The following is a 21,599-nucleotide window of genomic DNA, read 5'->3' on the forward strand; positions in this document are numbered from 1 at the left end:
CCAACTGTAAGAAGGACGATTCTTTCCAAGGGTCGTCCTTTTTAAAAGGAAACTGCGAGCAGGGACTGTCCCTTTTTGTACGGTGAAGCAGTAAAGCGATGAAATGGGTGAGAGTATGGATGAGAGAAAGAAGAGACGAAAGAATCTGATCAAGACCGATTCGCTCCGCCGGAAGAGTGCCTGCAACTGGACGCCGCTCCTGGAGAAAGCCAAGCTACCCGCGGCTGCACGAAGCCGGACAGAAATGGAGGTACATATTTCCCGGCACTGACTCTCTATGGTAAAGTAAAGCTAGAATCAGAGAGAGAGTGAAAGGGATGAGGCATACATGTATATCGTACATTCAACATTTGTTGTGCCGGATGAAAAAGCGGATGAAGTGATATCAATCTATCATTCTCGGTCCCGTTTAGTAGATGAAGCGGACGGCTTTCAGCGCTTCCTCCTGCTGCAGAATGAAAAGAAACCAGGCGAAATCACTGTCCACATGGAGTGGGACTCCAAGGAGCAGTTCATGACCTGGATTCAAAGTGAGGACTACAAGCGGATTCATGACCTCGAAAAAAAATACCCGGACCAGGAGCTCGCCTCCATCATTCCCTCCATCCACAAATTCAAAGTGGTGGCAGTATGATTGATATCGGTAAAAAATATGAAGAGGTCATTAACCACTCAGTGAAAGAAATATATGTGAAGTACCCTGAACTCGATGAAAAATTTGGTGAGCGGGGCCGCCAAAAGTGCTATGAAGATAATGTGTATCATTTTCAGTACTTGGAAACCTCGGCCGGACTCGGTTCAGCTAAAGTATTTACGGACTATGCACTCTGGCTCAACAGCGTCCTGGTCAGCCGCGGGATGTCCACGGGCCACCTCATCGATAACTTCCGCAGCATCATCACCGCACTTGAAGCCCACCCCGAAGTGGAGAATGGCGACAAGTTCACCGACCACCTGCACCAGGCCATCTATGCACTGGAAGAAAGTGATGGAACAGAAGAAGTGGACCGTCCCAGTTTGTAAAAATACATAATTTTGTACAGACACTGAATCCCTTTTTGGATTTAGTGTTTTTTGTTGTGCTTAAACTGCGGCGGGCCGGCGGGTTAGTACCGTTTCGGTTTCGCTGATAAAAGTTCATGTAGCGTCGATAAATACTGAGTTTTCGCTGATAAAAACGTAAGAACCGCCGATAACGGCTTATTTTCCGCCGATAAATTTACCAATCCCGCCGAAAAACGGAAGTGACCCCGCATGCTAGTTCGTCCCTGCAGCCCCATACGAGCGGGGCTCCTGCGAAAAATGGTGCTGCCGGATAAAGGCGTTTCGCCGATAAAAGTTCATGTAGCGTCGATAAATACTGAGTTTTCGCTGATAAAAACGTTAGAACCGCCGATAAATACTTATTTTCCGCCGATAAATCCGACAAAGCCGCCGATAAACTGAAATGATCCCGCATGCTAGCTCGTCCCTGCACTCCCATACGAGCGGGGCTCCAGCTGAAAAGGGGTAACTTTTATCTTTGAAAGTGGGGGTGCCTGATAAAGTCGTTTCGCCGATAAAAGTCCATGTTCCGCCGATAAAAAGCAAGTTACCGCTGATAAAATCGCTGGACCCGCCGATAAATACTCACTTTCCGCCGATAAACCCCGCTGCCACGCTCCCCAACTCCGCCCGCAGCCCCCCACAACCTGCACTTCAGTCAAAAATAACAAACTTTTACCAAAATAACCCTTGCCAAATCCTGTGAAATGACATATAGTACATTACATCAGTAATGCACTAAGGAACGTGAGGAAGAGGAGGTGCTCGTTTGATCCTGAATTCGGATAGCATCAAACCAATCTACATCCAGATTGCCGAGTGGCTGGAGACGGAAATACTTGGCGGAACCCTTGGCGTGGATGCGAAAGTTCACTCTCAGTATCAATTGGCAGAAATGCTTAACATTAATCCGGCGACGGCGGCCAAGGGCCTGAACCTGCTCGCGGATGATGGAATCCTATATAAGAAGCGGGGGCTTGGCATGTTTGTATCGACAGAGGCGAAAAGCATCATTCTTTCGAAACGGAAAAACCAAACATTGGCAAGATTGGTGGAGGAATTGGTCAAAGAGGCTGAGCACCTGCATGTCGGTGAAGACGAACTGGTCGATATGATCAGGACCGCCAAGAGCAAATTGAAGGGGGAAGGAAAATGAATGTAGTAGAGTGCCGGGGACTCGAGAAGCAGTACGGACGGAAAAAGGCTTTAAAGAATGTCTCTTTTATTTTGGGAGAACAAAAAATCACCGGTCTGATCGGGCGCAACGGGGCAGGAAAAACCACGCTGCTGAAACTGATCGCAGGCTATATCAGGCAATCTTCAGGAGAAGTCCTTGTGTTTGAAGAAACACCGTTTAATAACCTTAAAGTGTCGGCAAACATGATTTTCGTTGATGACGAAATGAATCTTCCCCCGACCATGAACCTGGAGGAAATCCTGGAGACAGCAGAAGATTTCTATCCCAATTGGGACAGGGAACTGGCAGGCCGGTTGTTTGATTATTTTTCCTTCCAGCCCTATCAGTACCATAATGGTCTTTCAAAGGGAATGAGAAGTACGTTTAATATGATTCTTGGACTCTCCGCCCGAACATCCCTCACCATTTTCGATGAGCCGACGACTGGGATGGATGCCGGTGTCCGGAAGGATTTTTACCGGGCCCTTCTCAAGGATTATCTTGCTCATCCAAGGACGATCATTCTGTCGAGTCATCTTTTAAACGAAATGGAGGATATCCTTGAAGACATTTTATTAATAAAAGATGGCGAAAAATTTCTGCATATGCCGGTCGAAGAGCTAAGGGAATATGCAATTGGCGTCAAAGGAAAAGAATCTGCTATGCGGGAATGGCTGCAGAACAAAGAAATCATCCATGAAACGAGCCAGAGCATGGCCGGGACCTTTGCGGTGGTCCGTAACAATTTCTCCGCCAGTGAATTTGAAACAGCGAGACATGCAGGTCTTGAATTTTCGCCAGTCACAGCAGATGAAATTTGTACATTCCTTACCAACAGGACAAAAGGGGGAATCGATGATGTATTTAACTGAGGTTAGTATGTGGGATGTTGTGAAAAAACAGTTTCGTTTTAAGCTGAAGTCATTTCGCGGGATGTTCACCTCGCTGATCGTGCTGCAACTAATCGGTATTCTTCTTTCCTTAAACGGTGATGGATCGGGCGGAGGAGGATCGAACTATTTCAACCATACTTTATCGTACTATAGCGGCAATATCCTATTTGGCTTCGTGATGATTTGGGCATTCATCTCGGCCATCTTAATGACTACACGAGGATACCGTTATGATGATTATTCTTTCGTGACCGACAAAATGACCAGCCATTTCTCTAATATCCTATTTTTGCTGGCAGCGAGTTTTATATCCGGCATTACCATACTGCTGGCCAACCGGGTCGTGATCCTGATTATCTATCTTTTTCAGGATAATGTCAGCATGACTGGCCAGCCATTGACCTTCAAAGGAGCTGTTTTTGGGATGATCGGTATCACACTTTACATTTTTTTACTGGCATCCTTTGGGTATCTGGCAGGCAGCCTGGTTCAGATCAGCAAAATATTTATCATGATTTTGCCCGTTGTGGTTATAGGGGGAATATTCTATGACGCCCGGCTTACCGGGAACCCCTCCCTGGTGCCAAATGTTTTTAGCTTCTTCGGAATGGAAGATTCAATTATTTTATTTATGCTGAAAGTTCTGCTCGTCTCCGGACTCAGTTGGTTTGCTGCGATACTATCTTCAATGAAATTGGAGGTGAAGTAGGATGTTATGGGCCTCCATTATTTCCATCTTATTTATCGCCGGCATCCTTGTCTTGGTTTTCTTTTTGGCTAAACCTGCTTCGAAGATATTTCTTAAGGGCAGAAGAGGTAATTGGGTGTTTGGCAGTTATATTGCAATCCTTTTTATCGGAGCTGTACTATCCTATCTGGTCCCGAACAATTCTAGTGGAATTGACCCTTTATCGGAGGAAGAATTGAAGGCAGAGGAAATGAATAATAGACAGTTTCATGATTTGGCATGGAAAGGCAAAATAGATGAAGCGAAGGGAGCCGTTCTGCATAAAGAATGGGAAATGGACTATGAGGGAAAAGAGTTAATGGTCCCATATGAAAATGGCAACTATTACATTAATATACTTGTTGAAAAAACGGAAAGTGATGAAGGAACCATTCATGCTGCTCATTATACGGGAAAAGAATTCCTCGATAATGTGGACGTCACCTCGAAATTGCCTTCTCCTGAGCTAAGGATAGTGGATGGTACCCTGCAAATCATTCCTCCTTTTCCGGTAGAGGTAAAGGTTGCCAAGACAGCTTTCCCTTATCCGTTCCATCAATTTACGGACGGCTATAGTATGTTTGAAAATAACCGGGGTTCCTTATATGGGATGGAAATCCTGTATTTGCGGGTTCCATCGGATGTTAAGGTGAATGGGGACGTGGAGTTTGTTGGGAGTTAAGGACAGAAAACTCTATTAACCATAACGAATAAAGCTCGCCTTTTGGGCGGGTTTTTATTCATTCTCATCCATAGAATCCTTTAATTTAGCCAGATTAGCAATAAGGCCGACAAGCCCGGTAACCGCAAAAATCAGCGGCAGTGCCATAAACTCATCCGTCCGTTCCTCAAAGCCCAGGCGGTACACGCCATATGAAAAGATAATAAAGCTTCCGATTAACGCTATGCTGATTTTCTTCTTGGTGTTCAAATCTATCACTCCTGAAAGTAATCTTGGGGTCATTTTAACATTATATGGGGATGCGGACAGGTCAGGGGCTCTGAGTATTAGTCAAACGTTTGATTGATACTGGAAGGCTGCATTGCTGCGTGAGAATCGAGTGGGCTTGGAGCTTACCCGGCCGGTTTAGGTGTCCACCCCGGAAGAGTAGATACATATCTAAGGAGAAACGGGCCCACTCATGTATCCACCCGGTAAGACTAGATACATATCTAAGGAGAAACGGGCCCACTCATGTATCCACCCAGGAAGAGTAGGTACATATCTAAGGAGAAACCGGGCCACTCATGTATCCACCCGGTAAGAGTAGATACATAACTAAGGTAAAAACGGTCGACATATGTATCCACCGCCGAAGAGTGGATACATATCTAAGGAGAAACCAGCCCACTCATGTATCCACCCGGTAAGAGTAGATACATATCTAAGGAGAAACGGGCCCACTCGTGTATCCACCCAGGAAGAGTAGGTACATATCTAAGGAGAAACCAGCCCACTCATGTATCCACCGCGGAAGAGTAGGTACATATCTAAGGAGAAACCGGTTCACTCATGTACCCACCCGGTAAGAGTAGGTACATATCTAAGGAGAAACGGGCCCACTCATATCCACCATCCTGCAGCACACACCTAAATAAGGCACTAAACCAAAAACATTCTCACTAAAAATAAAGAATAAGCTGTGTCATATACAAATTCCACAGAGCATGGGCGGCGATAGCAGGTATTAGTGATTTTGTTTTATAGACCGTATAAGTTAAAAGAAATCCTCCGATTAAAATGAAAAGCCAAGTAGCTGAAAAATGAATGAAGGCAAATAAGATGGCTGTGATGCAGATGGCCCAAATTGGTTTCAGCTTTTTTAACAAAATCGTCAGCAAAACTCCCCTGAACAGAATCTCCTCCCATACAGGTGTCAGTAAGGTGGTATAAAGGGTTGACCCTAAACTGAAGGCTTCAACCCTCGGATTGTTGAGGTAATCAATAATCGTTCTGTCCAGCACTACCTCATAGTGGATACAAAATTTCAAAAGCAGATAGGGGGTCAAAAAAGTAAGCAGTATAAGAAGATAGCTCTCGGGCTCTTTCATCGCCCTGAAGTTAACCAAGGGAGCAATGAGCTGCCGAACTGGTTTAATAGATAACGTAACGGCCATGAAACAGGCGAACCAAATGGATCCTTGAGCTCCATTGAAAAGGTTACTAGGCAAAGAAATCTGGCTGATGAAGTAGCCTCCAGCGGCAAGGGTGACGAGGTAAAAGACCAAGGTCAATGGCTTCAAAGACGAATCCTGTTTCATTACGGCACTTGTCTGTAGTGGCAAAGACATAAGGTATCCTCCTTAGTGGTAAAATAATACAATTTAAGTTTACCATAAATTTAGGAGATGTTAGGTGTTTCATAAAGATCCTGACGGGAAAACAGATAAAAAGTCAGGAGGGATGTTCCATGTCAGGTAAAGAAGAAAAGAATGAAAACCTAAGAGATGTAGAACGTGACTTTCAAGAAGAGAAGAAGAATGAGAGCATAGAGGACCAGAGCAGGAAGCCGGATCAGCAGAATCGTTTGAAGGATCAGGAGAACTTAAGGAAATAGTTATTCCTGGCCAAGCGGAAAAACAAAAAATAGATGATAGAAGAAAGGGTGAAACAAATTGGTTTCACCCTTTTTGCGTTAGAAAATTGAGTTTGTATAGGTATTGATGAAACTTTTTTACGCTAGAATCAGTAGTATAGGTAACGGGAGGGGAAAACAATGACGGATACTTTTATTTGTGAAAAATGCGGCCATACGGAAAGCAAAACGGGAAGAATCGGAAACTCGAATTATGACAGCGTGAAGAAACCTGGAAAAATCATTTCCGGGACGGCCATGCTGATAAGGTGCTGTGCGTCATGCGGGAATGTAGATTCAATGACTATTGAGGATCCTGATAAATTGTAACTTCTTTTTAGAGAGATTAAAAATGATGTTCACGAGGAGGAGGGAATTTGAATATCTTCATTTGGATCGGTATGTTCATTGCAATATTCGGGGGTACAATTGCAGGAAACAAGTATAGGAAAAAGAAGATTAAAAAGTAAAGAAGCCAGGGAACCAGGTATCTATCTTTCTCAAACCATTGTATCTCTTCTTGGAGACTTGAAATACATGATATAATTGGAAAGTCTGACCATCAGGCAATCTTTGTTAAGGGAGGGGTTCATTATGAGAATACAATCTAATTTTAACAACTGTAAATATAAGGGGATCACGCCTCATTAACAAAGATTAAGAAGCGTTCCCCAAATTCGAAAGGGGAAAACAGAATGAATGTAAGAATAGAAGAGATCAGTGAAGAGAACTGGTACGACTGCTGCCAGCTCGAATTGACGGTGGAACAATCAACGTACATGGAATCCAATGCGATTTCCATCGCCCAGACAAAATTTGAACCATCATTGAAAGCCTATGCCATTTTCTATGACGAGAGAGCTGCTGGTTTTCTCATGTTCAACTCTGTCAAAGAAGAACTCGACGGATATTGGATCTATAGAATCATGATCGATAAAGCATACCAAGGCAAAGGGATAGGGAAAAAAGCTACCGAGCTTATGCTGGATGAAATGGCGAAGCTGCCGGGCTCAGAAAAAATTATTGTCGGCTATCATCCGGATAATAAAGGGGCGCATACTCTCTATAGAAGTCTTGGCTTTGTGGATAACGGAGATCGATTTGGCAGGGAAATGGCTGTCATCAAATATTTGTAAATAGTGAATGAAGGACGGCCTTTAACATCAGGGCCGTCCTTTTTTCTTTAGAAACGGATGGTTGATCACATCCGCTTTGTAATCCACGCGCGTATCCCTATCTACTTCAATGACCTCCAGAAAATCACTCGCCTTTAGAGTGTTCAGCATTCGTTTGCTTCCGCCAAATAAGGAAAAGTCCAAATCATGATCTGTATACAGGCACCAGTCCCTGTTTTCATTCCACCAATAACTTGGGGAGCCGATATGTTCCCTGCTCTCATACAAATTAAATACGCCACCCAGGTCACCATAAAATAGATAGCCATCTCCATGAGGCTCGTTATAAAAGGCAGCTGCAAGCAAGCTGTACTGAAAGTAGCAGGAATCCATTGTAAAAGATTTTATCACGGGAAGAATCTCTTCTAAGGTTTCCTTATCCATGGTCCCTTCATGAGGAAAGAGTAAATACTGTGGTCCGCTGCCGCCATGAAGGTGAACAATAGAATGAGAGCTGATCTCTTTGGTGTACTGTAAATTGTATTTTAAGGCTAGATCTTTAAACCATATCCTTTCCCCGGTCTCAACTTCAATATCTTCACCGGGAACACATTCACTCCATAAGAGTTTTTCGTCTAGTACTTTCAGGTTTCGGTAAAAAGGATGCATAATTTTACAATAATGACTGAATCTATTTGGAATGAAATTCAGGACCCGGCTGCCATTCCAATTGTCAAAGTCTACAGGTTCTGTCTCAGCGGCTATCCATTGAAAAGGAGTAAAATCAGTCAGCTTTTTCATTGAAACCTTCCTCCTCTGCAGGGGAATTTCTTATTCTTACCTTACCATAAAATTTACCAGTTGAGCGGAACTTACAGCTTTTCGCAATCATCGGTTCAATTATGGTACAATCAGTTACGACAAAATGAGCGAAGGAAGTAATACGATGAGCAAAAGAGCACCCGTTAACAAAAACGATTATATAGAGGATGCCTATTTCGAGGACCTGACCCACGACGGGAACGGGGTCACGAAAGTCGACGGCTATCCATTGTTTGTACCGAATGCCCTCCCTGGTGAGCGAGGCAAGGTCAAGGTCGTCAAGGCCAGCAAAAACTATGGCTTCGGCAGACTGGTCGAGCTTCATGAGGAAAGCCAGTACCGGCAGGAGCCACCATGCCCGATTTACCATCAATGCGGCGGCTGCCAGGTTCAGCATATTTCCTATGAAGGACAGCTGAAGGCAAAAGAAAAACACGTCCGTGATGTCATGGCGCGTATCGGCAAGCTTCCGGAAGTGCCGGTCCACCCGACCCTCGGGATGGAAGATCCTTGGAGGTACCGCAACAAAGCAGCTGTCCCGGTAGGAGAAAGAGAAGGCGGACTGGTTGCCGGTTTCTATCAACAGCGGAGCCACGAAATCATCGACATGGACCGCTGCATCATCCAGCATGAAAAAAATGACGAGATCGTCCAAAAGGTAAAAGAAATCTGCCAGAAATACGGAATCCGTCCCTATAATGAAGAAAAGCATCGTGGAACACTAAGACACATCATGTCCCGCTACGGTTACCAAACCGGCGAAGTCATGGTGGTCCTGGTGACACGCACTGCAGACCTTCCGAATAAAGATAGAATCGTCGAAGAAATCGTGGGCTCCATTGAAGGAGTCAAATCGGTCATCCAAAACGTGAATTCCAAGAAAACAAACGTCATCATGGGAGACCAAACCAATGTCCTTTGGGGAGAAGAAGTCATCTATGATTTCATCGGCGACGTCAAGTTCGCCATTTCAGCACGCTCCTTCTATCAGGTGAACCCTGATCAGACAAAGGTACTCTATGAAAAAGCATTGGAGTATGCCGACTTGAGCGGAGATGAAAATGTCATCGATGCCTACTGCGGAATCGGGACCATCTCTCTGTTTCTTGCTCAAAAAGCAAAGAAAGTATACGGAGTCGAAATCGTCCCGCAGGCGATAGAAGACGCGAAGAAAAACGCCGAACTGAACGGCTTCACCAACACAGAATTCGAAGCAGGACCGGCAGAAGTCGTCATCCCAAGATGGTACGAAGAAGGAATCAAAGCGGACGTCCTTGTAGTCGATCCGCCTCGGAAAGGCTGCGACGAAGCTTTATTGAACACCATTCTGGAAATGAAGCCGCGTAAGGTTGTCTATGTATCCTGTAATCCGGCGACTCTTGCACGCGATTTGCGAGTGCTGGAAGACGGCGGGTACAAGACGCTGGAAGTGCAGCCGGTGGATATGTTTCCGCAGACGATGCATGTTGAGTGTGTGTCGCAGTTGGTTTTAAGGTAACTGAATACACATAAGAGGGACAAGGACAGGTGCCTTGTCCCTTTTTACATGGATAGGACGATTCGGCTACTCAGTCCCTTCATCAATTGGTCACCAGGTATGATTGATAATAGATAAAATGTTTCAATTATTAGCCGATAAAATTAATATGAGGTATATGAAGTTGAAATTTTATACAAATTCAGGAAATTTGACCTGAATTTGTTGAAGGATTGAAATAACTTCTGTAGAATTAAAAGAGGAATATGAATAAGGTTCTAATATTTGTCAACAATAACATAATATGAGGTAAGGAAATGCCAACTTTTGTAGGTTATCATGGAACTAAAAGGTCTGATGCAAGAAGAATTGAACAAACGAACTTTGTTATTAGTCCAAAAATCGGGTGGTTAGGAAAGGGAGCCTATTTTTTTGAGGAGAACTCTATTTTGGCAGAAAGCTGGGCTCATTATAAATACGGTACTTCCATTGAAGTATTAGAAACTGTTTTAGAGGTCCCGCAGGATAAAATTTTTGATGTTTCCCATCCTTATAGCAATGATACAAGAGATTTTTATGAGGCAAGAGACGAACTCATAGAAATAATGGTTGAAAATGGAATCGACTTGGAGGAAGAAAAAAGCCAATTAGAAGGTAAGGTTTTAGATTTTATATGTAATAAGAGGGGTATACTCTTAGTAAGAGCATACACATATACTTACCAGGAAAATGACAGGAAAGACAATAGACGTCTTTTTTCTCGCTTTTCCAATGGAATTGAACTCTGTGCAAAGCATAATGGAATAATTAAAAAGAAACAAATACTAACATCCAAAACGGGGTGAAATTAATGAATAATATTAAAAAAGAAATTAGAGAGTCATTTGACGGATTATCCAGAGATGAGATATTAGCTAAGTTATTAAATGCTGGATTTAATGTTAAGAAGGGTTCTGGTAAAATAACGGTCAAAGAAGATAATCTAAATGAAGAAATGCATTTTCAATTGAAGTCTAAATATACATTAAAACCTGAAATAGGATCTGGGAAGGCAGAAGAATATATTCCCCAAATTAATTACTCTTTAGCTAGTTAATTCTATTAATCTATAAACGAGGTATTTTATGAGTGATATAAAGAGTGTATTAAAGTTTAATGATTTCTTAGTTGAAGAAACTATATTTAAAAGAAATTATGTAGAAGCTGGTGACTTTGATTTAGAGTTTGATTTTAATGCAAGTGCAATGTTGTCAGAAACTGAAGATAAGGCTAAATTAGAATTAACATGTATTTTATTTGATGAAGACTTTAATGATGGTAAAGCTCCTTTTTATATGAAAACTACAATTGTAGGTCATTTTGAGTGTGAGAATGTAAGTATACAAGAGTTCGAGTTTAATGCAATGGCAATTTTATTACCTTATATAAGAGCATTTATTACTAGTTTTACATCTCAATCTGGTATCCCTCCGGTAATCTTACCTCCTATAAATGTATTTAATTATTTTAAAAGAGAAAATAATAATCAAAATTAATAATACTAGACAAAAATCACCCTATTTGGGGTGGTTTTTGTCTAATTAGTAGTGTAAAGATGAGCGTTGCCTTTTTAGGTTCTTCTACGGCTTAATCACAAAGATATTTTTCAAACAGTGAAGAAAAATTAGTTGGAGTTAAGTCATTTAGAGATCCTAATATTTACATCTACATTCTTCTAGTTTGGACCGAAGGAGTGCAATTACCTCGATGGTTTTTTCTCTTTTTCCTCATGAAAATTTGGAATCGATATTGATACAGATTGATTTGAAAAAATTCTCCAACTTCCTTCCATTACACACCCCATATCTCTTGTTTTTTTATAAATGGCTATAGTTAATTTTTTGGATTTTTATGATGTAAAAGGATAGGCGAACCAAGGGTATTATCGTATATAATTTCTGAAGTTACTTTACCATCCACCCTTTTAAACTCCATAGACTTTTTCTTTTTACTGAGCGCATAACGCTGAGCTCATTTCCCTATGTCTGGACAATCACTATCTAACACCCCTTGACATCCCCAAAATTTAAATAAATGATAGGGTTAATAAATAAAAGGGTGATTCCAATGAAAGATTCCATAAATATCTTAATAATCGAAGACGACGAAGATATCAACCGCCTGCTGTGCAATATTGTCAGTAAAAGCGGATATTCACCTAAACCCGCTTATTCCGGGACAGAGGCGATGATTTACCTGGACAGTGGGAAGTGGGATATGGTCCTGATTGATCTGATGTTACCGGGGTTGTCTGGAGAAGAGATTTTAAAACAGGTAACGAATGAGAGTAATATCCCTGTCATTATCATCTCTGCGAAGCTTGAGACGCAATCCAAAATTAGTGCGTTAAGAGCGGGTGCTGATGACTACATAACCAAGCCCTTTGATATTGAAGAGGTTTCAGCCAGGATTGATTCATGTCTCAGAAGATATCGTGATCTATCGGGTTTGGTGAATACGAATCAATTGACCCATAAAGATATTGTTTTGGACATGGATGCGAAGATTGTAACTGTGAACGGAACTCAACTTAAATTGACTGCGCGGGAATATGAAATTCTACTTTTGATGATGTCTTCTCCTAATAAGGTTTTTTCCAAGGCGAATCTGTTCGAGAGCGTGTGGAATGAAAAATTTTACGGAGATGACAATACGATCAATGTCCATTTGAGCAATATCAGGAGCAAGCTGGCGAAAGCTAATGGGGATGAAGAGTATATTGAGACAATCTGGGGAATGGGCTACAAACTCAAATCTTAAGGTTTTCTTAAGAATTCACTTAAGAGTTTCTTATGTTTTCCTTCTTATAGTGTAGAAGTGTACGAAATTGAATAATGACGTAAGGAGGAAACTCTGAATGAATGAGTTTGTACTAACGACGGGCCAGTTGTCGAAAAGATATCAGAAGAACATGGCGCTTGATAAAGTAAGTGTAAGGATAGAAAAAGGCTCTATTTATGGGTTCATCGGTCAGAACGGTGCCGGAAAATCAACGCTGATCAGGGTGGTAACCGGACTTGCCTATCCAACCTCAGGGACATTTGAATTGTTTGGGAAAAATAGTGAACGGGATATCATTGAGGCCAGAAAGAGAATCGGCACGATTATTGAAGGTCCTGCTTTATATCCTCAGATGACGGCCAAAGAAAACCTGGAAGCACACCGTCTCTTGAGGGGAATACCAGGTAAAGAGTGTATCGACAAAACGCTTAAGCTTGTTGGCTTGCAGGATACAGGGAAAAAGAAAGCCAAGAATTTTTCTTTAGGAATGAAGCAGCGTCTCGGCTTGGCGATTGCGTTATTGGGTGATCCCGAGTTTCTAATCCTGGATGAACCTATTAATGGATTGGATCCTATGGGGGTTGTGGAAGTCCGCGAACTGTTGAAGAAGCTAAACAAAGAATATGGCATCACGATTTTGATTTCGAGCCATATTTTAAGTGAGCTTCATTTATTGGCCACCCACTATGGAATCATCCATAAAGGAGAGCTGCTGGAACAGTTATCTGCTAAAGAGCTTCATGAAAAATGCCAGCAGTACTTGCATATCAAAGTAGATGATCCAAGCAAGGCTGCGACTATAATAGAAAGCCGGTTAGCAACACAGGAATTTGAAGTCATGCCGAATGGGACAATCAAGCTGTTTGCCTCTGTTGATTCACCAGGAAAGGTCTCTAAGATCCTAACCAATGAAGGCTTGGTCATCGAAGAATTCATGCCTATGGGTGAAGATTTGGAAAGCTATTTCAGCCGCCGTATCGGGGGTGTGCAGCATGGGTAACTTACTGAGAACAGAGTGGTATAAGTTAAGGAAGGACCGATCATTCCGATTCTTAACGTGGATGCTGCTTGCTGCTGCGGTGCTGTTTCCTCTTATAGAATTTGATAATGGTGCTGCAGGCCTGCCAGCTGTGAAGGATTACTATCTGGAAAGCATTCTTGGTCCTCATGCCAATATCGTAAAGCTAATTCCGAGTATCCTCGCCGGGTTCTTTATTACAAGTGAATACTCCACGGGGACGATGAAAAGTATCGTCTCTTCTGGTAAAAGCAGGCTGCGGATCTATTCAGCGAAGCTAATAGTGTTTTCACTTGGAGCCGTTATCATTTCACTAGTGCTGCCAATCGTGATGACAGCGGCAAGTGCGATCTATTTTGGTTTTGAAGGCATGCCCGAAATGGCCTTCTATCTCAAAACCTTAGGATTGATTGTTTTATATGGAGCTGCCTTTGCATCCATCATGGCGATTTTTTCGATACTGTTTACCGACAGTGGAAAAACGATCGGGTTCCTGTTGATGTTCTTTATTTTTGCTGACTGGCCGCTGCAAGTTCTGGCAGCCAAAGTCCCAGCGTTTGAACCGATCATCAGTCATTCTGTTTTTAAACTGATTTACGATATCAGCATCGTGGACAGCTTGAAGAGTGGTGACGTGGTATTCCTTGTGGTGATTCCGATTCTAACGTTCCTGCTATTCTGGGGTGTAGGCGTCTTTATTTTTAAACGAAAAGAAATTAAGTAACCAAGAAAGCGGGTGAGAACAAATGCTCTATTTATTCATAATCGTCGTGGCAGCACTTGCATTTGTCCTCACTCGTTTCTGCCTGCTGAAAAAAGAGATTAACCATACAACCTGGCAGCTCCGTGATCTCAACCAAAATAAAACAGCTAAGAAAATTGATATCTTATATAATGATGCTCATTTTGAAGAACTGGCGAAGGAAATCAATAACCAGATCGACCTGACGAAGCATGCGGAGGCAGTCAAGCGTTCCACAGAAAACGAGTTGAAGCAGGCCATCTCCCATATTTCACATGATATCCGCACTCCTATGACATCAATTCTGGGGTATATTCAGTTTTTGGAATCTGATGAAATTAGCTCTGAGTTGAAGAAGGAATACATCGAAACGATAAAAAATAGTGCAGGAAGATTGAAGGTCCTTCTCGAAGATTTTTTCGAGCTGTCGATTATCGAACAAGCGGACTATCCGTTGAATATGGAGAGAGTCCCCTTCAACGATTTGATTGTAGAGGCGCTGCTGGGCTTTTATGAGGAATTCAATAAAAGGAACATAGAGCCGGAAATCCATATTCCAGACAATGATATTATGGTGATGGCCGACTCCTCTGCTGTAAAAAGGGTCGTGGAAAACCTGATAGTCAATGCGATTCGATATTCAACCGGCCATGTAGTCATAAGGCTGGACCAAAAGGATGCAGCGGTTCAGCTGAGGATTTCCAACTCCGTCGATAATCTTAGTGAACAAGACGTCACCCACCTGTTCGACCGTTTTTATAAGGCTGATCAGACACGGACAGGAAAAGGCACCGGACTTGGACTGCCGATTGCGAAAAGCTTGATGGAAAAAATGAACGGCAGTATTTCGGCTGAGTTGGAGGATAATCAATTAACCATGATTTGTGAATGGAAAGGCGAAAAACCATCTATACAATAAAGGGTTTAGCCGACGCATCCGTCCCCCTGTACCACGGGTTTAGTATAAGTTGTAGATTCCTCCAGACTAATTAGTTTGGGGGATTTTTTTTCGTGGACATTCAGATTAATTTTCCAAATGTAAACAAAATAGAGCTAGGTTTTAAGATATAATTATACTTAATTTTATCATCGGTTTTTACCATACATTGGATTGAAGGTGATTCTATGGGTTCGAAAAGGATGGACTTTATTATTGAAAATGGAATAAGCGAAATTACCTCTGTTAAGATTGGTGGAATTGATCAATCCATTCTTATTCAGGGAGAAGATCTTACTAAACCTGTCATTTTATTTTTACATGGAGGCCCTTCGCTGCCATTACCAGGTGTATCAAGCAGAGGGAGAAATTATACGATTGTTACGAATACAAAGGACCTTGTGAAGCACTTTATTGTTGTGTTCTGGGATCAGAGGGGGACGGGGAAATCTTTTCATAAGTCTATTCCAAAGGAGTCCATGACAGTTAATCAATTTGTTTCAGACACAGTTGAGGTAACGGACTATTTAAGAACGCGGTTTGTTAAGGAAAAGATTTTCCTGGCCGGCCACTCATGGGGATCGCTCATAGGATTAAAGACTGTAAGTGAGAATGCCGAGAAATATTACTCGTATATTGGCTTATCGCAGATAGTAAGCTGGACGGAAAATGATCGATTAGGATTATCCTGGGCCAAAAAGGAAGCGAAAAAACGTAATAATAAAAGAGCCATAGAGGAATTAAATTCTGTCGGTGAGCCGCCATTTCTGGAAAGCTTTAAACAGTGGGGAGTTTTACGCAAATGGCAGCAAAGATTTGGAACGATTGTCTACAGCGATGAAATCATAAAAGGACCGAGTTTATTTTCGATTACCATTTCCATGTTAAAATCCAAAGACTACTCATTAAGAGATATGTATCATACCTTTTATAGAGGGTTTAAGCTTGTCTATTCCGATGATTTTATCACTGACATACAAAAGATTAATTTTGGTGAAACTATAAAGAAGATCGATATTCCCGTTACATTTATTCATGGTAAAAAAGATATCCATGTATTTGGTGAGTTGCTTGAGACGTACTATGAACAATTGGATGCCGTTATGGGGAAGCGGATTATATGGATGGATAAGTCCGGCCATATTTTTCATGAGGAAGACACGGCGCGTATTGAACAACATTTAATAGAAGAATTGAGACATAGTTAATAGTACATAAGAAGATCAGCCTGAAGAGCTCTAACAGCACGGGGGTGCATCTGGCTAAACCCATTTAGAATGGAATTGAAAGAAGGATTAATCTCGATTGCATTATCCGCATAATTTTCACTATAAAAAAACCCTGAATCCTCCTTGTTTTGAACAAGGAAATTTCAGGGTTTTTACGCTCTGCTTTCGAAGAGTGAAAAGTGGGCAGCAGAAATCTATTATGTTAATACATAATGCCCGGGTTTCACTTCCTCTAAAGAGCTGTGGTGGAAATCATAGTGAGCCGCTTCGGGTAGTTCCTGCTTTAGTTTGTTCTTCTCGACTGCCGGGTCGGGAACTGGAACAGCTACGAGCAGTGATTTTGTGTACGAATGGAGCGGATTGCTATATAGCTCTTCACTTTCTGCCAGTTCGATAATCTTACCGGCGTTCATTACTCCCACTCGGTCACTGATGTGTTTGACCATCGATAGATCATGAGCGATAAACAGATAGGTCAGCCCTAGCTTTTTCTGTAGATCTTTTAATAAGTCGACGATTTGAGCCTGCAAGGATACATCCAATGCAGATAAGGGCTCATCACAAACGATGAATTTCGGATTAACCGCAAGCGCGCGGGCAATGCCGATACGCTGGCGCTGGCCGCCTGAAAATTCATGAGGGAAGCGGTCCGCATGTGCTTTTTCCAAGCCGACTAGTTCTAATAACTCTTCAACCCGTTTTTTTCGTTGAGCTTTATTTTTCACCAGCTTATGAATATCCAAAGGATGTCCAATGATATCTAACACCTTCATACGCGGGTTGAGGGAGGCGTAGGGATCTTGAAAAATGATCTGAATTTCTTTGCGCAGCTGCTTTAATTCTTTTTTGTTTAAGCGGTTGATCGCCATCCCCTTATAGAGGATCTCCCCATCGGTTGCATCTTGCAGGCGCAGCAGGAGTCTTCCGGTAGTGGATTTTCCAGAGCCGGATTCGCCAACGAGTCCCAGCGTTTCACCCGGCTGTATAGAAAAGTTTATGGAATCCACTGCATTCAGCGTTCTTCCCCCGCCCAAAGGATAAACTTGTTTTAATTTGCGGACCTCAATTAATGGCCGGCTCGGATCGATATCGTCAGGCAGGTCAATCGTTCCCTTAGGCTGCTTTTTTTCGTCTAGCCGCGGCAAAGCATTCAACAGCTTTTTGGTATAAGGATGCTGAGGCGAAGAGAAGATTTTCTCTGTGGTGTTGCTTTCGACAATTTCGCCTTTTTTCATGACCACAACCCGGTCACACATACCCGCAACGACACCTAAGTCATGGGTGATCAAGATAATCGATGTGCCGAATTGATCTTGAATTTTTTTCATAAGACGTAAAATCTGTGCCTGGATTGTTACATCCAGGGCAGTCGTCGGTTCATCGGCAATCAAAAGCTTTGGCCTGCAGGCAAGCGCCATGGCAATCATCGCACGCTGCCTCATCCCTCCTGAGAACTCATGCGGATACTGTTCGTAGCGTTCTTCTGGATTAGTAATGCCCACAAGCTTGAGCATTTCGATGGACTGCTGTCTTGCTTCTTTGGCTGAAAGTCCCTGATGTTTGATGGACACTTCATCAATTTGCTTCCCCACTTTAGTAGCAGGATTCAAGGACGACATCGGGTCCTGGAAAATCATACTGATGTCTTTTCCGCGGATTTTTTCCATTTCATTGCTTGTGAAAGAAGATATCGGTTTGCCATCAAATTCAATGGAGCCATCTGACATTAATGCCGGGGGAGAAGGAAGGAGCTGCATGATCGACCTTGCTGTTACACTTTTCCCGGAACCGGATTCTCCTACTATACCGAGTGTTTCTCCTTTGCGGACATCAAACGTCACTCCTTTGACAGCGTTGAAAACCTCGTTATTAGAATGAAAAGATATGTGTAAATTGTTGACTGTTAGTAATTTATTCATGCTGCATAGCCTCTTTTTCTTAGTGGTTTATCTATCAAAATTAGAAGTTGACATCAGATTATTTACTGCCTATACTTTAGTACATGTTTAAATCTACACTAATTCACTCGGAATAATCAACTTAAAAAAATAGGCATTAGGGGGTGAGTGTTTGATTTCTGAAAAGGAGCAAGAGATAGAACCAAGAAAATCCGGCCTTGAAAAGCGGAATGATGCTCATAGTAAACAGCCCTTATTTAAGTATTTGCTAATACTTTTCGGACTTCCTGTTCATCTTTTCACCTGGATCTTCTATAGAATTACATATAAAAATTCACCCTATAAGCAGCTGTTCGAAAATGAGACTAAAGCGATTAGACAGTCTGCATTATACGGCCGCTGGGTTGAAAACTATAAAGATCAATACAAAAGTAAACAGCGCTTTTTTAATAGGCCAATAAATGAGCAGGAGATGAATCATGAGGCTGGGAAGCTGGCAGATGAACAAGCTGAAGAATTGGCGAAGGCTAATTTGGCAGAGAGAAACGAAAAAGAATTAAGTTATCTGCAATTCTTTGGAGAATGCTTAAGCAACCGAGCCTTTATCCTGGTTAGCTTTATACCGGGGATTCTGATGTATTTGTTCTTATGGATCGATTCCAGGCCGTTTCTGCGATATGCAGCCGAACGGCTGGTGATGACTGTCTTTGTGATAGTATCTGTAGCAATCTTCGTCTTTACGATTCTCTATTTTTCGCCATCAGATCCGGCTGCTAATATCTTAGGCGAATCGGCGACGATGGAGCAGCGGGCGGAGTTCAACCGCCAGTACGGCCTCGATCAATCGTATATAGTGCAGCTGGTGGACGCGTTAAAGGGCATCCTCACTTTTGATTTGGGATCATCCTACACTGGGAATGAGGACGTATCGGCAAGTATTGCCAATAGATTTCCGATTACTTTACTCATTGCGGTATCATCCTTGTTTATGGCCATACTCATTGCGATTCCGATCGGTATCATTTCAGCAGCCAAACGCAATTCGATTTGGGATTATAGTTTTATGTTCATAGCCCTCATCGGCTTATCGATCCCCAATTTCTGGCTGGGTCTGGTGTTCATCCTGAATTTCTCGATTGAGTGGCATTTGCTGCCGGCAACCTATTCACCTGATGACTTGTTATCTATTATTATGCCTGTCATTGTCCTTGGGACAGGGCTGACGGCATCTATTGCCCGGATGACACGCTCATCGATTCTTGAAGTAATCAGCGAGGATTATATCGTGACAGCTAAGGCGAAGGGACTTAAACCGCGGAGAATTCTTTTTCATCATGCATTGAAAAATGCCATGATCCCTATCATCACGGTGATAGGTTTGCAGTTTGGGGGAATGCTTGGCGGAGCTGCCGTCACCGAGAAGGTCTTCAATATCAGCGGCCTTGGAAGCTACATCGTAGATAAACAATTCATTCCGGACATTCCATCCATTTTGGGCGGGGTGGTCTATATAGCAATTACAATCTCTATTGTAAACCTTGTGGTTGATATGATTTATGCGCTATTGAATCCGCGAATCCGCTCCCAAATGAAAAGTTCTTAAGAGGTGTATGTAATGGCGACCCAACAGAAGTTTGCACTAAAACAATCACAAGAATATAAGAACGCTATATTTTCCATGTGTCTTTCATTCATATTAGGGTTGATTTTTTTCTTCAATGCTTATGATATTGCACAAGGAAATTGGGGTCCGGCATGGGTCATTGTATCGGCTGCATATTTGGCTTCCTCGGTTTGGCAGGGAATCATGGCCATCCTCCTGAGGAAAGATTTATTGATCTATGGAGTTATCCAGAGGCGTACAAGATTATTGAGTGCTGTTCTATTGCTGAGTTTGTTTGTTGGTAACATTTTCACGGCGGCGTTCGCTTTTCGAGTGTTACTAAAAAATGATTCCATCGAATATACCCTTGCTTATTATATGTTCATTACTCAATATCTGCTTTTCGGCATTTCGCTGTTCAATATATTCAAGCCATATGTGTCAAATAGTTTCGTGCCTTCTATGGCATTGCTGGTCATAGCGATGGTCATTGAATTGTCATTGGTCATTCTGCTGGCTAAAGTAGATTTGAAAAAGGGTGTGAAGCCCTTATATAAATGGCTGGGTGTTGTCGTTTTTATTATAGGTTTAACGGGAAACTTCTTCGGGCTGATTTTAGGTTACAGCTTAGTGATGAAGTCGATAAGCAGAGATGCTTCCACTATTGATAAATGGAATAAGTTTTGGAGAAGCATGACTGAAAATTTTACAGCCATGCTGGGTTTTCTGTTTGTGTTTTTGATGTTTGCTCTGTCGGTTGCGAGCTACGGAACCTTTGTGAACAGCTTTGCCACGGAGAACGATTATAGCTCACTATTGCTGGAGCCCAGCCTGGCCCATCCCTTTGGCACCGATAATTTTGGCCGGGATGTTTTTTCCCGCATCGTCTTCGGCGCACGAATCTCCCTAATTGTCGGCTTGTTGGTCACACTTATTCCAATGGTCATAGGGGGAGTGCTGGGAGCAGTCTCCGGATATTATCAAAAGTCGGTTGATAATATCATCATGCGCCTGCTTGATGTGTTATATGCTGTGCCGGGGATCCTGCTCGCGATTGCGATTATTGCCGCGTTCGGATCCAGTACGATTAACTTGATCATCGCATTAAGCGCAGGCGCGATTCCAACCTATGCAAGAACCATGAGAGCGAATGTTTTGATGGTATCAAACTTAGAGTTCGTGGAAGCGGCCAAAGCCTTGGGAGAGAACGAATGGAAGATAATCTCCAAGCAGATTGTTCCCAATGCGTTTGCCCCGATGATTGTGAAAGCTACCTTAACAATCGGTACGGCCGTTATTGCCACGAGCTCCCTAAGCTTCTTAGGCCTGGGTGTGGAGCCGCATATTCCGGAATGGGGAAACATTTTAAAAATCGGCAGTATGTACTTAGAGACCAATCCGTATTTAGCGATCTTCCCCGGTATATCCATTATTCTTTTGGTCCTGTCATTTAACTTCCTTGGAGATGGGCTGAGGGACGCGTTGGATCCGAAGATAGATTAACAGATTTGATTTTATGAA

The 21,599-nt window shown here is 42.5% G+C and carries 24 protein-coding genes; 20 read left to right on the top strand and 4 right to left on the bottom strand.

From position 1 onward, the window contains the following. Nucleotides 1-328: 328 nt before the first annotated feature. The 6 genes from FZC79_RS17850 (at nucleotide 329) to FZC79_RS17875 (ending at nucleotide 4,523) form a co-directional block, all read left to right on the top strand. On the top strand, nucleotides 329-634 hold the full coding sequence (locus FZC79_RS17850; protein WP_113929055.1) for an antibiotic biosynthesis monooxygenase family protein: 306 nt from the start codon (nucleotides 329-331) through the stop codon (nucleotides 632-634). Beyond that, on the top strand, nucleotides 631-1,023 hold the full coding sequence (locus FZC79_RS17855; protein ID WP_148948110.1) for a hypothetical protein: 393 nt from the start codon (nucleotides 631-633) through the stop codon (nucleotides 1,021-1,023). The genes FZC79_RS17850 and FZC79_RS17855 overlap by 4 nt, the downstream gene beginning before the upstream one ends. A 790-nt stretch (nucleotides 1,024-1,813) precedes the next feature. Next, nucleotides 1,814-2,200 carry a GntR family transcriptional regulator gene (locus FZC79_RS17860; RefSeq protein WP_148948111.1) on the top strand — a complete coding sequence of 129 codons (387 nt, stop codon included), beginning with the start codon at nucleotides 1,814-1,816 and terminating at the stop codon, nucleotides 2,198-2,200. Further along, nucleotides 2,197-3,093: an ABC transporter ATP-binding protein gene (locus FZC79_RS17865; protein ID WP_148948112.1), complete on the top strand. Its 897-nt coding sequence runs from the start codon at nucleotides 2,197-2,199 to the stop codon at nucleotides 3,091-3,093. The genes FZC79_RS17860 and FZC79_RS17865 overlap by 4 nt, the downstream gene beginning before the upstream one ends. Beyond that, on the top strand, nucleotides 3,077-3,823 hold the full coding sequence (locus FZC79_RS17870; protein WP_148992215.1) for a hypothetical protein: 747 nt from the start codon (nucleotides 3,077-3,079) through the stop codon (nucleotides 3,821-3,823). Before FZC79_RS17865 ends, FZC79_RS17870 begins: the two co-directional genes overlap by 17 nt. Before the next feature lies 1 nt (nucleotide 3,824). Then, nucleotides 3,825-4,523 (top strand): hypothetical protein, encoded by a 699-nt coding sequence (locus tag FZC79_RS17875; protein WP_148948114.1) that lies wholly within the window; start codon nucleotides 3,825-3,827, stop codon nucleotides 4,521-4,523. 54 nt (nucleotides 4,524-4,577) lie between these two features. Here FZC79_RS17875 and FZC79_RS17880 read toward each other — a convergent pair whose 3' ends face one another. Beyond that, nucleotides 4,578-4,772 carry a hypothetical protein gene (locus FZC79_RS17880; RefSeq protein WP_187442861.1) on the bottom strand — a complete coding sequence of 65 codons (195 nt, stop codon included), beginning with the start codon at nucleotides 4,770-4,772 and terminating at the stop codon, nucleotides 4,578-4,580. 692 nt (nucleotides 4,773-5,464) lie between these two features. Beyond that, on the bottom strand, nucleotides 5,465-6,133 hold the full coding sequence (locus FZC79_RS17885) for a CPBP family intramembrane glutamic endopeptidase (RefSeq protein ID WP_148948116.1): 669 nt from the start codon (nucleotides 6,131-6,133) through the stop codon (nucleotides 5,465-5,467). Between the two features lie 119 nt (nucleotides 6,134-6,252). On the opposite strand from FZC79_RS17885, the gene FZC79_RS23320 reads away from it, so the two are divergent. The 3 genes from FZC79_RS23320 (at nucleotide 6,253) to FZC79_RS17895 (ending at nucleotide 7,553) form a co-directional block, all read left to right on the top strand. Beyond that, nucleotides 6,253-6,399: a hypothetical protein gene (locus tag FZC79_RS23320; protein WP_187442862.1), complete on the top strand. Its 147-nt coding sequence runs from the start codon at nucleotides 6,253-6,255 to the stop codon at nucleotides 6,397-6,399. Between the two features lie 159 nt (nucleotides 6,400-6,558). Next, nucleotides 6,559-6,747, top strand: coding sequence for a hypothetical protein (locus tag FZC79_RS17890; RefSeq protein ID WP_148948117.1), 189 nt, complete (start codon nucleotides 6,559-6,561; stop codon nucleotides 6,745-6,747). Nucleotides 6,748-7,112: 365 nt separating this feature from the next. After that, a complete protein-coding gene (locus tag FZC79_RS17895) occupies nucleotides 7,113-7,553 on the top strand; it encodes a GNAT family N-acetyltransferase (RefSeq protein ID WP_148948118.1) in 441 nt (146 codons plus the stop codon). 27 nt (nucleotides 7,554-7,580) lie between these two features. On the opposite strand, the gene FZC79_RS17900 is transcribed toward FZC79_RS17895, so the two are convergent. Beyond that, entirely contained in the window at nucleotides 7,581-8,333 is a 753-nt protein-coding gene (locus FZC79_RS17900) for a hypothetical protein (protein WP_148948119.1), read from the bottom strand. Nucleotides 8,334-8,478: 145 nt separating this feature from the next. Here FZC79_RS17900 and rlmD point away from each other — a divergent pair, with 145 nt between their 5' ends. The 9 genes from rlmD (at nucleotide 8,479) to FZC79_RS17945 (ending at nucleotide 16,556) form a co-directional block, all read left to right on the top strand. Continuing rightward, entirely contained in the window at nucleotides 8,479-9,852 is a 1,374-nt protein-coding gene (gene rlmD / locus FZC79_RS17905; protein ID WP_148948120.1) for a 23S rRNA (uracil(1939)-C(5))-methyltransferase RlmD, read from the top strand. 296 nt (nucleotides 9,853-10,148) lie between these two features. Further along, a complete protein-coding gene (locus FZC79_RS17910; RefSeq protein ID WP_148948121.1) occupies nucleotides 10,149-10,676 on the top strand; it encodes a hypothetical protein in 528 nt (175 codons plus the stop codon). Between the two features lie 5 nt (nucleotides 10,677-10,681). Beyond that, complete coding sequence (locus FZC79_RS17915) at nucleotides 10,682-10,927, top strand: hypothetical protein (protein WP_148948122.1); 246 nt, start codon at nucleotides 10,682-10,684, stop codon at nucleotides 10,925-10,927. Nucleotides 10,928-10,955: 28 nt separating this feature from the next. Then, nucleotides 10,956-11,366 carry a protein-export chaperone SecB gene (locus FZC79_RS17920; RefSeq protein WP_148948123.1) on the top strand — a complete coding sequence of 137 codons (411 nt, stop codon included), beginning with the start codon at nucleotides 10,956-10,958 and terminating at the stop codon, nucleotides 11,364-11,366. Nucleotides 11,367-11,937: 571 nt separating this feature from the next. Then, a complete protein-coding gene (locus tag FZC79_RS17925; protein WP_148948124.1) occupies nucleotides 11,938-12,630 on the top strand; it encodes a response regulator transcription factor in 693 nt (230 codons plus the stop codon). Nucleotides 12,631-12,727: 97 nt separating this feature from the next. Beyond that, nucleotides 12,728-13,651, top strand: coding sequence for an ABC transporter ATP-binding protein (locus FZC79_RS17930; protein ID WP_148948125.1), 924 nt, complete (start codon nucleotides 12,728-12,730; stop codon nucleotides 13,649-13,651). Continuing rightward, nucleotides 13,644-14,393 (top strand): ABC transporter permease, encoded by a 750-nt coding sequence (locus tag FZC79_RS17935; protein WP_148948126.1) that lies wholly within the window; start codon nucleotides 13,644-13,646, stop codon nucleotides 14,391-14,393. The genes FZC79_RS17930 and FZC79_RS17935 overlap by 8 nt, the downstream gene beginning before the upstream one ends. A 22-nt stretch (nucleotides 14,394-14,415) precedes the next feature. Continuing rightward, a complete protein-coding gene (locus FZC79_RS17940) occupies nucleotides 14,416-15,330 on the top strand; it encodes a sensor histidine kinase (protein WP_148948127.1) in 915 nt (304 codons plus the stop codon). Nucleotides 15,331-15,536: 206 nt separating this feature from the next. Further along, nucleotides 15,537-16,556 carry an alpha/beta fold hydrolase gene (locus tag FZC79_RS17945; protein ID WP_148948128.1) on the top strand — a complete coding sequence of 340 codons (1,020 nt, stop codon included), beginning with the start codon at nucleotides 15,537-15,539 and terminating at the stop codon, nucleotides 16,554-16,556. Between the two features lie 218 nt (nucleotides 16,557-16,774). On the opposite strand, the gene FZC79_RS17950 is transcribed toward FZC79_RS17945, so the two are convergent. Next, entirely contained in the window at nucleotides 16,775-18,496 is a 1,722-nt protein-coding gene (locus FZC79_RS17950) for an ABC transporter ATP-binding protein (protein WP_148948129.1), read from the bottom strand. A gap of 151 nt (nucleotides 18,497-18,647) precedes the next feature. Here FZC79_RS17950 and FZC79_RS17955 point away from each other — a divergent pair, with 151 nt between their 5' ends. Beyond that, a complete protein-coding gene (locus tag FZC79_RS17955) occupies nucleotides 18,648-20,078 on the top strand; it encodes an ABC transporter permease subunit (RefSeq protein ID WP_252183382.1) in 1,431 nt (476 codons plus the stop codon). 12 nt (nucleotides 20,079-20,090) lie between these two features. Next, nucleotides 20,091-21,581 (top strand): ABC transporter permease, encoded by a 1,491-nt coding sequence (locus tag FZC79_RS17960; protein ID WP_148948130.1) that lies wholly within the window; start codon nucleotides 20,091-20,093, stop codon nucleotides 21,579-21,581. The last annotated feature ends 18 nt before the right edge of the window (nucleotides 21,582-21,599 follow it).

Origin of the sequence: Rossellomorea vietnamensis (assembly GCF_008180615.1) — a bacterium.
Classification (GTDB): domain Bacteria; phylum Bacillota; class Bacilli; order Bacillales; family Bacillaceae_B; genus Rossellomorea; species Rossellomorea vietnamensis_D.